This window comes from Sphaerisporangium perillae (assembly GCF_023276435.1).
GTDB classification, from domain to species: Bacteria; Actinomycetota; Actinomycetes; order Streptosporangiales; family Streptosporangiaceae; genus Sphaerisporangium; species Sphaerisporangium perillae.
The window spans coordinates 26,087-38,423 of the sequence record NZ_JALLPO010000038.1 but is presented as its reverse complement, the minus strand read 5'-3'; the positions used below and the strand labels follow the sequence as shown (position 1 = coordinate 38,423).

10 protein-coding genes and 3 pseudogenes are annotated in these 12,337 nt (G+C 72.0%); 6 read left to right on the top strand and 7 right to left on the bottom strand.

Translation table 11 applies throughout. The annotated features are described in order from the left end of the window. Nucleotides 1-105: 105 nt before the first annotated feature. The 4 genes from MYF83_RS31550 to MYF83_RS31535 all read left to right on the top strand — a co-directional run bounded on the left by MYF83_RS31550 (nt 106) and on the right by MYF83_RS31535 (nt 5,065). The gene (locus MYF83_RS31550; protein WP_248964399.1) at nt 106-1,371 is read left to right on the top strand and encodes an ROK family transcriptional regulator; all 1,266 of its coding nucleotides are present in this window, start codon (nt 106-108) and stop codon (nt 1,369-1,371) included. A 115-nt stretch (nt 1,372-1,486) separates the two neighbouring features. Further along, nucleotides 1,487-2,419, top strand: coding sequence for an ROK family protein (locus MYF83_RS31545; protein WP_248964398.1), 933 nt, complete (start codon nt 1,487-1,489; stop codon nt 2,417-2,419). Between the two features lie 95 nt (nt 2,420-2,514). Beyond that, complete coding sequence (locus MYF83_RS31540; protein ID WP_248964397.1) at nt 2,515-4,557, top strand: ArnT family glycosyltransferase; 2,043 nt, start codon at nt 2,515-2,517, stop codon at nt 4,555-4,557. Between the two features lie 70 nt (nt 4,558-4,627). Continuing rightward, nucleotides 4,628-5,065, top strand: a complete 438-nt coding sequence (locus MYF83_RS31535; RefSeq protein ID WP_248964396.1) for a pyridoxamine 5'-phosphate oxidase family protein — start codon at nt 4,628-4,630, stop codon at nt 5,063-5,065. Nucleotides 5,066-5,103: 38 nt separating this feature from the next. On the opposite strand, the gene MYF83_RS31530 is transcribed toward MYF83_RS31535, so the two are convergent. The 7 genes and pseudogenes from MYF83_RS31530 to MYF83_RS44550 all read right to left on the bottom strand — a co-directional run. Next, nucleotides 5,104-6,537: a WS/DGAT/MGAT family O-acyltransferase gene (locus MYF83_RS31530; protein ID WP_248964395.1), complete on the bottom strand. Its 1,434-nt coding sequence runs from the start codon at nt 6,535-6,537 to the stop codon at nt 5,104-5,106. 188 nt (nt 6,538-6,725) lie between these two features. Next, nucleotides 6,726-8,009: pseudogene (locus MYF83_RS31525) on the bottom strand (cellulose binding domain-containing protein); the annotation flags it as partial. An 18-nt stretch (nt 8,010-8,027) separates the two neighbouring features. After that, nucleotides 8,028-8,153 carry a hypothetical protein gene (locus MYF83_RS43200; RefSeq protein WP_279340328.1) on the bottom strand — a complete coding sequence of 42 codons (126 nt, stop codon included), beginning with the start codon at nt 8,151-8,153 and terminating at the stop codon, nt 8,028-8,030. Nucleotides 8,154-8,187: 34 nt separating this feature from the next. Further along, nucleotides 8,188-9,486, bottom strand: a complete 1,299-nt coding sequence (locus MYF83_RS31520; RefSeq protein ID WP_248964393.1) for a beta-N-acetylhexosaminidase — start codon at nt 9,484-9,486, stop codon at nt 8,188-8,190. A gap of 105 nt (nt 9,487-9,591) precedes the next feature. Further along, a complete protein-coding gene (locus MYF83_RS31515) occupies nt 9,592-10,494 on the bottom strand; it encodes a carbohydrate ABC transporter permease (RefSeq protein ID WP_248964392.1) in 903 nt (300 codons plus the stop codon). Beyond that, complete coding sequence (locus tag MYF83_RS31510; RefSeq protein WP_248964451.1) at nt 10,491-10,703, bottom strand: ABC transporter permease family protein; 213 nt, start codon at nt 10,701-10,703, stop codon at nt 10,491-10,493. The genes MYF83_RS31515 and MYF83_RS31510 overlap by 4 nt, the downstream gene beginning before the upstream one ends. A gap of 71 nt (nt 10,704-10,774) precedes the next feature. Beyond that, a pseudogene (locus MYF83_RS44550) lies at nt 10,775-10,900 on the bottom strand (IS200/IS605 family accessory protein TnpB-related protein); the annotation flags it as partial. Nucleotides 10,901-10,927: 27 nt separating this feature from the next. On the opposite strand from MYF83_RS44550, the pseudogene MYF83_RS44805 reads away from it, so the two are divergent. Together MYF83_RS44805 and MYF83_RS31495 are read left to right on the top strand one after the other, a co-directional pair. Further along, nucleotides 10,928-11,002, top strand: a pseudogene (locus tag MYF83_RS44805) (hypothetical protein); the annotation flags it as partial. Nucleotides 11,003-11,820: 818 nt separating this feature from the next. Continuing rightward, the gene (locus MYF83_RS31495; RefSeq protein ID WP_248964391.1) at nt 11,821-11,991 is read left to right on the top strand and encodes a UTRA domain-containing protein; all 171 of its coding nucleotides are present in this window, start codon (nt 11,821-11,823) and stop codon (nt 11,989-11,991) included. Nucleotides 11,992-12,337: the final 346 nt, after the last annotated feature.

Below are 12,337 nucleotides of genomic sequence, written 5' to 3'. Positions count from 1 at the left end.
TCGGCCGTGTTTCCTTCGGTGACGAGAACTTAAGTCTTTTTGATTTACTAAGTCAACGGGCTATGCGATATTGCCTGAGGACATCGAGGACGCCGGGAGTCATACATGCGGATGGGCACAAACCTGCCGAAAGTAGGCAGCTACAACCGTGCCGTCGTCCTCGAGGCGATCCAGGTCTCGGACGGCATCAGCCGCGTCCAGATCGCCAAGCACGCCGGGCTCACCGCCCAGACCGTCTCGGTCATCGTCCGCAAGCTCCTGGAGGAAGGGCTGGTGGTCGAGGACGGATCGCTCCCCTCCAGCGGCGGCAAGCCCCGTACCATCCTGCGGGTCGACCCCGCCGCCGGATACGCCGTCGGCATCCACTTCGACCCCGGCGAGATCTCCTACGTCCTGGCCGACCTCGCGGGGCAACCGGTCACCGTGCTCCACACTGACGTACGCCCCGGCCTGTCGCCCGAGGAGGTCATCCGCCAGATGGCCCGCACGGCCCGCGACATGCTGAGGCATGCGGGCGTGCCCGACCACAAGGTCCTCGGCATCGGCCTGGCCTGCCCCGGCCCGCTCGACGCCGACGGCGTCATGAACTTCCCGCCGCGCCTCAGCGGATGGGACCAGGTGCCGATCAAGCGCCTGCTGGAGGAGCACACCGGCTTCCCGGTGACCTTCGACAACGACGCCGCGGCGGCGGCCATCGGCGAGCGGTGGGCCGGCCTCGCCCGCGCCACGGCCAGCTTCGCCTACCTGTACCTCGGCACCGGCATCGGCGGCGGCCTGTTCCTGGACAACCAGATCTACCGCGGCAGATCGCTCAACGCCGCCGAGTTCGGCCACATCACCGTGATGCCCGACGGGCCCGACTGCTACTGCGGCAACCGCGGCTGCGTCGAGGCGATCTGCTGCCCGAGCGCCATCGAGGCGGCCGTGCGCACCCGCCTCGCCGAGGGCGCCGGGAGCATGCTCGCCGCCGGCCCGGGGAACGGTCCCGAGAAGGACCCCGGCGCCGACCCGGCCGGCGGCCCTGGAGGTCCCGACCACGCCGCCATCTGCGCGGCCGCCGCCGAGGGCGATCCCCTCGCCCGCGAGGTGATCGACATGGTCGCCGCCCGGCTCGCCGACGCCGCCGTGAGCATCGTCAACATGCTCGACATCGACCTGCTGGTGCTCGGCGGGCCCGCCATGCACAAGGTCGGCCACATCTACCACCAGGTCATCGCCGAGGCCGTGGCGAGCCGTCCCCTGGCCCGCCGCCTGCACCAGGTGCACGTCGAGACCTCCCCCATCGCCGCCGACGCCGCCGCGATCGGCGCGGCGTCGCTGGTCTTCCACGCCACCTACGCTCCCCGTCTCGGCACCCTGCTCACCTCGTGACGCCCCCGACCTCAGGCACTGTGACGCGCTGTGACATCGTGTTGCCCCGACCCCGTGGCGCCGGTCCCCCGGCGTCGCGAGCCCCGATCTCCCTCCCCCGTGCAACGAGGAGCCCATGTCTTCGCACGTGCTCGCCGCCGACATCGGTGGCACCAAGCTGGCCGCCGCCCTGATCGGCAAGGACGGCTCGGTGCTGCGCCGCCGCGAGGTCCCCACCCCGGCCGCACCGCCGGGCCGGCCGGGCATCGTGAGCGACGCCCTGACCGGCCTGCTCCGGGAGGTGGCCGGCGACGCCCCGCCGCTGGCGGTCGGCGTGGCCTCCGCCGGGCCGCTCGACCTCCTCGCGGGGACGGTCAGCCCGGTTAACATCCCCGCCTGGCGGCAGTTCCCGATCCTCGCGCGCGTGGCCGACGCCGTGCCCGGAGCCCGCTGCCACCTCGTCGGGGACGCCGTGGCGGCGGCCGTGGGCGAGCACTGGCGCGGCGCCGGGCGGGAGGCCGAGACCATGCTGGGCATCGTCGTCTCCACCGGCATCGGCGGCGGGCTCGTCCTGGGCGGCGCCCCGTACATCGGGCCCACCGGGAACGCCGGGCACATCGGTCACATCGTGGTGGACCCCGGCGGCTCGCCCTGCCCCTGCGGCGCCACCGGATGCGTCGAGACCATCGCGAGCGGCCCCTCGATGGTCCGCTGGGCCACCGAGCAGGGATGGCGCGGCGCCGATGCCCGCGACCTCGCGGGGGCCGCCGCCGCGGGCGATCGGGTCGCCCGCGCCGCCTTCGAACGGGCGGCCGGGGCGCTCGCCGGAGCGATCCTCTCCGTGGCCGCCATCTGCGACCTCGACCAGGTCGTCGTCGGGGGCGGGGTCGCCGCCGCGGGCGAGGTGCTGTTCGCGCCGCTGCGCCGCGCGGTCGCCGAGCGGGCCGGCCTCGCGTTCGTCCGGCGGCTGCGGGTCACACCCGCGGCGCTCGGCCGGGACGCCGGCCTGGTCGGCGCCGCCCGCATGGCGCTCCCGGCATCCCCGCGCAGCGCCCTGGACACCCACTGATTCATAGAGTTCTCACGTTCCCCTCACGGCGGCCGTAGCCGGCCCGTCCTAGCTTGACGGTGCAGATCCCCGCACACCCGGCAAAGGACGGCCACGTGACCACCACCCTCAGCGAAGCCGTTCCGCAAGGTTCGACGGCGACGTGGCAGGCGCTGATCAGGAGGAGGCCCGGCGACGCGCGATGGACCCGGCCCGCGTTCCTCGCGCTGCTGGCCGGCACGGCGGTCCTCTATCTGTGGGGCCTCGGGGCCTCCGGCTGGGCCAACCCGTTCTACTCCGCGGCGGTCCAGGCGGGCACCGTGAGCTGGAAGGCCTTCTTCTTCGGCTCCTCGGATGCGGCGAACTTCATCACCGTGGACAAGGCCCCCGCGGCGCTGTGGCCGATGGAGCTGTCGGCCCGGATCTTCGGCCTGAACCCCTGGAGCATCCTGGTGCCGCAGGCGCTGATGGGCGTCGCCACCGTGGCCGTCCTGTACGCGACCGTGCGGCGGCACTTCGGCCCGGGGGCGGGGCTGCTGGCCGGGGCGGTGCTCGCGCTGACGCCGGTGGCGGCGCTGATGTTCCGGTTCGACAATCCCGACGCGCTGCTGGTGCTGCTGCTGACGCTGGCCGCCTACGGGATGGTGCGGGCGCAGGAGCGCGGGCGCACCGGCTGGCTCGTATTCGCCGCGTCCTGCGTCGGCACCGCGTTCCTCGCCAAGATGCTCCAAGCCTTCGTCGTGGTGCCGGGGTTCGCGCTGACCTACCTGGCGACCGCGCCGGTCCCCGTGGGCCGGCGGATCCGGCAGCTCCTCGCCGCCGGCGCGGCCATGGTCGTCGCCGCCGGATGGTGGGTGGCGGCCGTGGCGCTGGTCCCGGCGGGCTCCCGGCCGTACATCGGCGGGTCGCAGACCAACAGCGTGCTCGAACTGGCCCTCGGCTACAACGGTTTCGGCCGGCTCACCGGCGAGGAGACCGGCGGCCTGGGCAACCTCGACCAGGAGGCCGGGTTGGGGCGGCTGCTCGACAGCGAGATGGGCGCCCAGATCTCCTGGCTGCTGCCCGCCGCGCTGCTGATGCTCGCCGCCGGGGTGTGGCTGCGCCGCAGGGCTCCCCGCACCGACCCGGTGCGCGCGGGGTTCGTCCTGTGGGGCGGCTGGCTGCTGGTGACCGGCGTGATCTTCAGCCTCAGCCGGGGCATCATCCACCCGTACTACACCGTGGCGCTCGCCCCGGCCGTGGCCGCCCTCACCGGCATGGGCGCCGCGCTGCTGTGGCGGAACCGTCGCCTGCCGGCCGCCCCGCGGATGCTCACGGCGGCGGTGGCCGTGACCGCGTGCTGGTCGTACGTCCTGCTGGCCCGCGTCCCGGACTGGTATCCGGCCCTCCGGTACGCCGTGCTCATCGGCGGGCTGGTCGCGGCGGCGGCCCTGCTCGGCATCCGGGGGCGCGTGGGCCCCGCCGTCACGCTGGTCCTGGCGCTCGCCGTCGCCGCCTCGATCGCCGGGCCCGCCGCGTACGCGGCGCAGACCGCGAGCACCCCGCACAGCGGCGCGATCCCCTCGGCCGGTCCCGGCGGCGGCTTCGGCCCGGGCGGCGGGGGTCCGGGCGGAATGCGCGGCGGCGGACGGCAACGACCCGCCGGTGTCCCCGGCCAGGCGCGGCCCGGCAACCCGCCCGCCGGCATCGGCCAGGGACAGGGCGGGAACGGGAACGGCGGCGCCGGCCAGGGGCAGACGGGGAACGGGCCGTTCGGCGGGGGGCAGCGGGGGAACGGGCCCGGCGGGGGGATGAGCCTGCTGTTCGGCAGCACCCCGAGCGCCGAGCTCACCGCCCTGCTGACGAGGGACGCCGCCTCCTACACCTGGGTGGCCGCCGCCGTCGGGTCCAACAGCGCCGCCGGATACCAGCTGGCCACGGGGCTGCCCGTGATGGCCGTCGGCGGCTTCAACGGCACCGACCCCGCTCCCACCCTGGAGCAGTTCCAGCGCTACGTCGCCGAAGGAAAGATCCACTACTTCGTCGGCGGCGGCATGATGGGAGGCCGGGGCGGCGGGACCGGCAGCGACCAGGCGCAGAAGATCGTCGCATGGGTCCAGTCCCGCTTCACCTCCACCACGGCCGGCGGCACGACGGTCTACGATCTGACCACGTCATAGGGCTGATCGCCGGGAAGGACGGGACCTTCGGCCCTGATCGGCGCCGCCCGCGCCGGGGCAGCCTGGACGCATGACCCTGGATTCGGCCGGCCTGCAGGTGCTGTCGCGCGAGGAATGCCTCGTGCTGCTCGCCTCGGTCCCGGTCGGCCGGATCGTGTTCACCGACCGGGCGCTGCCGGCGGTCCAGCCGGTCAACTTCGTCCTGGACGGCGAGTCGATCGTGATCAGGACCGCCGCCGGCTCCCGGCTCGCCTCGGCCGCGACGAACGCGGTCGTCGCCTTCGAGGGCGACGAGTTCGACGCCGGGATGCGCTCGGGGTGGTCGGTCACGATGGTCGGCCACGCCCGCGCCGTACAGGACCTCGCGGAGATCGACCGGCTGTCCCGCCTCCCGCTGATGCCATGGGTGCCCGACGGCAGGGAGCAGTTCATCGTCATGTACCCCGAGCACATCTCCGGCCGCCGCATCCACGACTGCGCACCACCGGCCGCACCGGCGTGCGCCTGATCACCCGGGCACGCCCGGACGGGCGGCTCCACCGGTGGTCAGATGAGCGACTTCAGCTCCTCGAGAGCGTCTTGCAGGTAGCCGGCCAGGTTCCAGACGTCGGGCACCATCGTACGGCAGGCCACGATGCCCACGGAGATCTGGCCGTTGTAGGAGAAGGCGGTGATGTTGAGGCCGCCGCTCGCGTCGGTGATGACGGACACGGGGTACTGCGCGAGCAGCCGGCGGCCGCAGACGTACAGCGGGATCTGCGGGCCGGGGATGTTGGAGATGAGCAGGTTGATCGGCGGCGCGGTCTGGGCGACCAGGCCGAAGGCCGCCCGGTCGGCGAGGCCGGTCAGCGCGGCGGGCATGCCCTCGCTCAGGTGGCGCAGCCAGCGTGCCGGCGCCAGGTTGAACCGGTCCTTGATCCGCTGCATGGCCTCGTGCACGGCCCATAGCCGCTCGCGCGGGCCGGGGATCTGCGTGTCCAGCGAGGTGATCATCAGGGTGACCTGGTTGCCGTGCTCGGTGTCGTCGACGCCGCGCAGCGAGAACGGCACGCCGGCCACGAGCGGCTCCTCGGGCAGCGCGTCGTGGTCGATCAGCCAGCGCCGGACCGCCGAGGCGCCCAGCGTCATGACCACGTCGTTGACGGTGACGCCGAAGGCGTTCTTCACCTGTTTGACCTCGTCGAGCGGCAGCTCCACGAAGGCGAACCGCCGGTGCGCGGACACCGGGCCGTTGAAGGGCGTGCGCGGCGCGGCGAGCTTCGGCAGGCCGGGCACCTCCTGCCCGTCCCCGAGCCCCAGGCGCCGGACGAGCCCGCGGGCGGCCCGCGAGACGGTGCCCGCGCCGGGCAGGCCGGAGACGAACGGGATCTGGTCGAGGTAGGGCACCGCCGCGGCGAGGAACCTGACCAGGTGCGCCGGGTTGGCGGCCAGCCGCGCGGCCGTCCTGACCAGCATCTCGGCCGTCTCGGGCGCGAAGTCGGGCTCCACGTCGGGCTCGCGGGCCTGGGGCTTCGGGTTGGGCTCGAGATCCATGAACGCGGCCAGCACGTCCGCGCCGCCGAGGCCGTCGATGGCCGCGTGGTGCAGTTTGGTGTACAGGGCGGTGCGGTCGCCCGCCAGCCCGTGGATGAGGTACATCTCCCACAGCGGGTGGCGCCTGTCGAGCCGGCGCGCGTGCAGCCTGGCCACCTGGGCGGCGAGCTGCCGGTCGCTTCCCGGCGCGGGGAGTGCCAGCTCGCGCACGTGGTAGTCCAGGTCGAACGCCTCGTCCTGCACCCAGTACGGGTGGTCGAGTCCGAACGGCACCGGCAGCATCCGCTGCCGCAGCGGCGCGACCATCGCGGAGCGCTGCCGGACCAGGCTCACCAGCTCGTCCCGGCTGATCTCGCCTTCCAGGATGGACAGGCCCGCGACGTTGGCGACGTTGGTGTCGGTCTCGAAGTTGAGGAACTGCGCGTCGAGCGCGCTGAGCTGCCGCAAGGTCCACCTCCGAGAGCCGGTGCGACCGGATCTTCTCCCGTTCTACCAGCTACCCGGCCCGCCACGATACGTGCCCTGGGCATGGCGCTCGCACGGGCCCGCAGACGGCGCCAGGTCCCCGGAGTGGGCGGGTCCTCGCGGTACGGCCCGCGCGTCCCCGGTGGGCGCGAGCCGTACCGCGCGGTCCGTCAGGGTGCCGGGACGGTGTCCACCCAGCGGGTCGAGGCGGACCGGTAGCCGTTGACCCTGTTCACGACCTCGCCGGGCGCCACGACCTCGTTCTTGGCGTGGTAGAACCAGTCGACCTGCTGGACGTAGGAGCGCTGCGCCGAGCTGCCGACGAGCCCGCCGCTGATGAACCACAGGTTGAAGTTCACCGACTGCACCGTCTCGGGGTAGTAGATGTCACCGTGCTCGGCGAACAGCGCGCCGTCGATGTAGTACCTGATCTTCCCGCCGGACACCTGCAGGACCAGGTCGTGCCAGCCGTCGTAGCTCGCTCTGACCTCGTTGTGGACGTTGACCGCGAGCCACGGGTCGTTGCGGTAGGTCTCCCAGGAGGTGGTGTACATGATGTTGCCGGTCTCGCCCCAGCCGCCGTTCGGCAGGTACTCGAAGTCCTGCTCGCTGTAGTCGGGGTCGAGGTCGGCGGCGAGCGGGGTGATCGTGAAGAAGGTCTCCACGATGTTGTCGCCGTCGGGGCCGCTGACCGGGGCGTCGGCGAACTTCACCCGCGCGGCGTAGGTGCCCTCGAGGAACTTGCGCTGGTGCAGGAACTCGGCCTGCCGCGTCCCGGCGCCGGTGCCGTCGCTGACAGCCTTGAGCTGCAGGGCCTGGTTGCCGGAGCCGATCGCCGGGAAGCTGACGTTGCCCTTCGGCCAGCTCGCCCCGGGCACGCCCGGGCCGCCGGCGTTGGTGCGGACCGTCCACTTGTGCGCGGTGATGTTCGGGTCGTCGGAGTCGCTGTAGTTGAAGTCGTCGAACACCACGCCGGCGTTGCCTCCCGGAGGCGGCGTGACGGTGGGCGTCGGCGTGGGAGAGGGACCGCCCCCTCCGGCCGGGGCGGTGCCCCACACCAGGGCCCCGTTCTGGTGGACGGTCACCTTGGTCCAGTCACCGTAGGAGGTCCGTGAGGGGCCGAAGGAGTAGTCGTCGCTCTGGGTAATGCTCTGCCAGTCGGCCCGGTAGAAGCGCAGCTGAAGGTCCCCGGTCTGCGCGCCGGGCGCCAGGCTGCCCGCGGTGAAGCCCACCTCCAAGTAGCGGTCGGCGGTGGCCGTGCCGGGCGAGATGGCGCCGAACGCGCCGGTGACGGTCGAGCAGGAGATCACGGCCCAGGAGCAGGCGAAGCGGTACTGCTGGGACGCCGAGTCGGCCTTGAAGTAGTAACGGATCTTCACCCCGCTCAGCGCGACCGCCGACGATCCGTCGTTGACGACGTTGAACCACGGTTCCACCTGGTCGGCTGTGGCGCCGGTGGCGCTCGTCCTGTACTACGGCCGCAGCGACTGGGCGGCGCCGGCCGGCGCCGCGGTGGTGAGCCCGATCGTCGCCGCGAGCACGGCGGACACGAGCCCGCCGAGGAGCAGCTTCCTCGGCACTCTGGTCTTCCCGGACATTGCGCTTCCTTTCTGGGGGGGTGGTGAGGAGCGTCTAGGGGATGAGGGGGCCCACGCGGACCCCGCGCGCGGCCAGCCGGGCCAGGTGCGGGTCGAGCCGCCGCAGGAAGTCGGGGTAGTCGCCGGGCGACCCCCACGCCACCTCGGCGAACGCGCACAGCCGCGGGAAGGCCATGTATTCGACCTGCTCGGGCGTCGGCATGTACTCGGTCCAGAGCTGGCACTGCACCCCGCGCACGCCCGGGTCGGGGGTGAAACCGTAGGCGTCGGCCAGCGTCACGATCCCCGGCTGGGCGGGCGGCTGCCCGGGCGCGTCGGAGGAGTAGTAGTCCAGGTACGTCCGGGTGTGCGGGGCGAGGATGATGTCGGTCCTGTCCGGCAGCACGTCCTCGTCGCGCCACACCATGACGGTCGTGCCGGGGGTGGGCTCCCGGTCCGGTTCGTCCCAGCAGATCGGCCGGCGGCCGTGCCGCGACAGGTGCTCGGCCATCCGGCCGATGAACCACCGGCACGCCTCCGAGGGGCCGGACAGGCCGAGCTCCGCCAGCCGCCGCAGCGCGCGGGGGCTGCGCTCCCATTCGGCGGGCGGGCACTCGTCGCCGCCCACGTGGACGTACGGGCCGGGGAACAGCTCCACGACCTCGTCCAGGACGTCCTGGCAGAAGGCGATGGTGGAGTCCTCCAGGTTGAGCACGTGCTCGCTGATCCCCCAGCCGGACCACACCTCCAGCCGGCGGGACGGGTGATTGCCCAGCTCGGGGTAGGCGGCGATGGCGGCCTGGGCGTGACCGGGCATCTCGATCTCCGGGACGACGGTGACGAACCGCTCGGCGGCGTAGGCCACGATCTCGCGGACGTCCTCGCGGGTGTAGAACCGCGGCTCGTCCCCCGCCGCGGAGGACGCGCCGCCCCGGGCGCCCACGCCGGTCAGCCGTGGGTAGCGCTCGATCTCCAGCCGCCAGCCCTGGTCGTCGGTCAGGTGCAGGTGCAGGACGTTCAGCTTGTGCTCGGCGAGCAGGTCGATGAGGCGCAGCACGAACGCCTTGGGCATGAAGTGCCGGGCCACGTCGAGCATGACGCCGCGCCAGCCGAAACGCGGCCTGTCCTCGATCGTCCCGTACGGGACGGCGGCGCCGAACTGGGACAGGGTCCGCAGCCCGTAGAACCGGCCGGCCGGGCCTCCCGCGGTGAGCACGATGCCCGCCGGTCCGACCTGCAGGCGGTAGCCCTCCTCTCCGAGCGAGGCGTCCGGCGGCGCGAGCCGTACCAGATCGGGATGGAAGGCGACGGAGCCCCCGAGGACGGCCAGTTCCCGTGGCCGCGGAATGATCACGTTGTCTCTTCCTTTCGCAGGCAAAGCGCGCTGAAGGGACGTGCGGGCGTGCGGCAGGGCGGGACGGCCGCGCGGCGAGCGCGGCCTCCCGTGTCCCAGGGCCGGTCAGCCCTTCACGGCGCCGGCGATGATGCCGGAGGTGACCCTGCGCTGGAGGACGAGGAAGACCAGCAGCACGGGGAGCATGAACAGCCCGGCGGCGGCCATCGTGGCGCCCCAGTCGGTGCCGAAGATGTTGCTGAAGGACGACAGCCACACCGGCAGGGTCCGGTCGTCCTGGTTCTTGATGATCAGCGGGTTGGCGAAGGAGAACTCGTTCCACGCGGTGATGAAGCCGAACAGCGAGGTGGACATCAGGCCGGGGGCCAGCAGCGGCAGCACGACCCGCCGGAAGGCGACCGCGCGGCCGGCGCCGTCGGTCATGGCGGCCTCCTCCAACTCGGGCGGGATCGCCGCGAGGAAGCCGCGCAGGGTCACGATCGTGAACGGCAGCGTGCACATGAAGTACAGCAGGGTCAGCATGGACAGCCGGTCGAGCATGCCGGTGTCGCGGGCGATGACGAACATCGAGATCAGCAGCGCCTCCCACGGGGCCATCTGGGCGATGAAGACCATCAGGATGAAGGCCCTTCTGCCGCGCCAGCGCATCCGGGCGACGGCGAACGCCGCCAGCAGTGCCACCACGAGCGAGAGCAGCACCGAGGAGACGGTGACGGCCAGGCTGTTGCGCCAGAACAGTCCGAAGCCGTCGGCGTTCACGGCCGTGGCGAAGTGCTCGACCGTGGGGTGCGCGGGCCAGAAGCTCGGCGTCTCCGACTGGATGTCGGCCGTCGGGGTGAAGGCGGTGACGACCATCCAGCACACGGGGAAGACCGAGACGGCCAGCACCGCCAGCGCGGCCAGGTTGAGCGGGACCCGCCTCGCCAGCCGCCGGAACGGCCGGTGGGGGTGCCGGCCTCGATGGCCGGACGCCGCGGATCGCGGCCGGGACGGGCGGGAGGTGGTCACGGGGCCTCTCCTTCGTGCCTGAGCATCCGCCGCAGGTGGGTGATCAGGACGGCGAGCAGGATCAGCACGGTCAGCGTGGAGATCGCCGAGCCGAGGTCGTACTTGTGCAGCGACTGGGCGACCTGGAAGGCGTAGACCGGCAGGGTCGTGGTGGCCCCGTCCGGGCCTCCCTTGCTGATCGCCCAGACCTGCGCGAAGCATTTGAACACCCAGATCGACTGCGGACATCAAGCGGCAGCGACTCGGCGATCGCCCCGCACACCGAACACAGCTTGGAAGAGGGGAACCACCGGTCGACCACGACCAGCTCCCGCCCATACCAGGCGGCCTTGTACGCCAGCATCGAGCGGAACTCCCGCCAGGCGGTGTCGGAGATGGCGCGGGCCAGCGAACGATTCTTCACCATGTTGCGTACGGTCAAATCTTCCACGAGTGTGGCTGTGGCGCGGTGCATGATCGGGATGTCAATGCCGCGAAGAACATTCTCGCTGCCGGGCCGGCAGAGAGGTGAAACGCCTGTGGAGCTGGTGTAAGACCTCAAAGAGAGAGTCCTCTCTGGCGGGCGACCGGCGGTGAAGCAGGAAACCCGACCCGCGAGGGTCGGGATCCCCCTCGTTCACGAGGGGGAGGAGGTCAACTCCTTGGCCATGTCGCACGCGCTGGAACCTCTCACCCGCCAGGGCCTTGACCACCTGGTTCCGCGATGCCTCCGGGATGATCAGGTCCGGGCCGCCAGTGAACACCACCCCCGGCCGGTCCGCCGTCTTGCCCGGGATCGGGAAGAAGCCGAGCTTGCCGGCCAGTTCCGGATCGGCCTTCTCGATGGCGACGGCGCCGCCCGGGGTGGAGATGAACTGGGCGACGTCGCCCTTGGCGAACACGCCAGCCTGCGGGGGCCTGCTCTCGTCGGAGTCCTTGAGACCCCTTGCCGAGGGCCTGGAGCCGCTTGTAGAAGTCCACGCCAGCCAGCGGCCGCGGGTTGTTCAGCACGCCCTTCCACGCGTCGCCGTCCTTGACCGCGAGATCGCCTCCCTCGTTCCAGATGAACCCGGCCAGGGTGTACCAGTTCCGCCCTGCCAGGTAGATGCCCTGGTCGCCCGTCGGGTGCGTCGTTACTGGCGTCACCTTCTGCCCGATGCCGTTTCACTCCTGGATCTGGATATCCAGGGTGACGCCGGGGTTGGTGCGCCGGTAGTCGGCGGTGAAGCGGTCGAGCACCGCATCGGAGAAGCTGTCCCGCATCACCCAGATCGTGAGCTCGACCGGGGAGGCGGCGGCTCCCGCAGAGCCGGGAGAGCCGGTGGCGACTGGAGGCGACCGTCACTGATGAGACCGAGGCCGAGCTGCTGCACGTTCCCCCAGCACTTCCCGGCCCTCGGCGTGGAACGCACCACGCGCGACGCGGACGGCCGGATCGTCGAGTTCGTCCGCTCCATCTACCGAGGCGACCGCTACCGGGTCACCTCGGAACTCCACTTCGACGCCGGCTCCGGCTGACCCGCCTCGCTAGCGGCCTCCCGGTGAGCGGTGGCGTCCTGCCGTAGGTAGACGCACCTGGTGCCGAGGTCCCTGATCTCCGCGTGCGGCAGGAGCTACCCGCGCGCGCCCTTGAGCCGATGCCGTCGGCGCCCACGAGCAGGTCGCCGGTAGCGCTCGTGCCGTCGGCGAACCAGGCGTGCACCCGCCCCTCGTGCTCGCAGCGGGTGGATCGTGGCCCGGCCGGGCGGGGATGGCAGGAAGCTGCAACCGGAGTGCAGCTTGCTGCAGCGGAATCGTCTGTTCCGGGGACTTCCAATCCCGCAGAGTTGGTTGTGCGAGAACAAATGCAGAACCAAACGGAAAA

What these genes read in the sequence shown, in the direction of transcription:
- MYF83_RS31495 (WP_248964391.1), top strand. Translation starts at nt 11,821, where the DNA reads ATGAGACCGAGGCCGAGCTGCTGCACGTTCCCCCAGCACTTCCCGGCC.
- MYF83_RS31545 (WP_248964398.1), top strand. Translation starts at nt 1,487, where the DNA reads ATGTCTTCGCACGTGCTCGCCGCCGACATCGGTGGCACCAAGCTGGCC.
- MYF83_RS31535 (WP_248964396.1), top strand. Translation starts at nt 4,628, where the DNA reads ATGACCCTGGATTCGGCCGGCCTGCAGGTGCTGTCGCGCGAGGAATGC.
- MYF83_RS43200 (WP_279340328.1), bottom strand. Translation starts at nt 8,153, where the DNA reads ATGTCCGGGAAGACCAGAGTGCCGAGGAAGCTGCTCCTCGGCGGGCTC.
- MYF83_RS31550 (WP_248964399.1), top strand. Translation starts at nt 106, where the DNA reads ATGCGGATGGGCACAAACCTGCCGAAAGTAGGCAGCTACAACCGTGCC.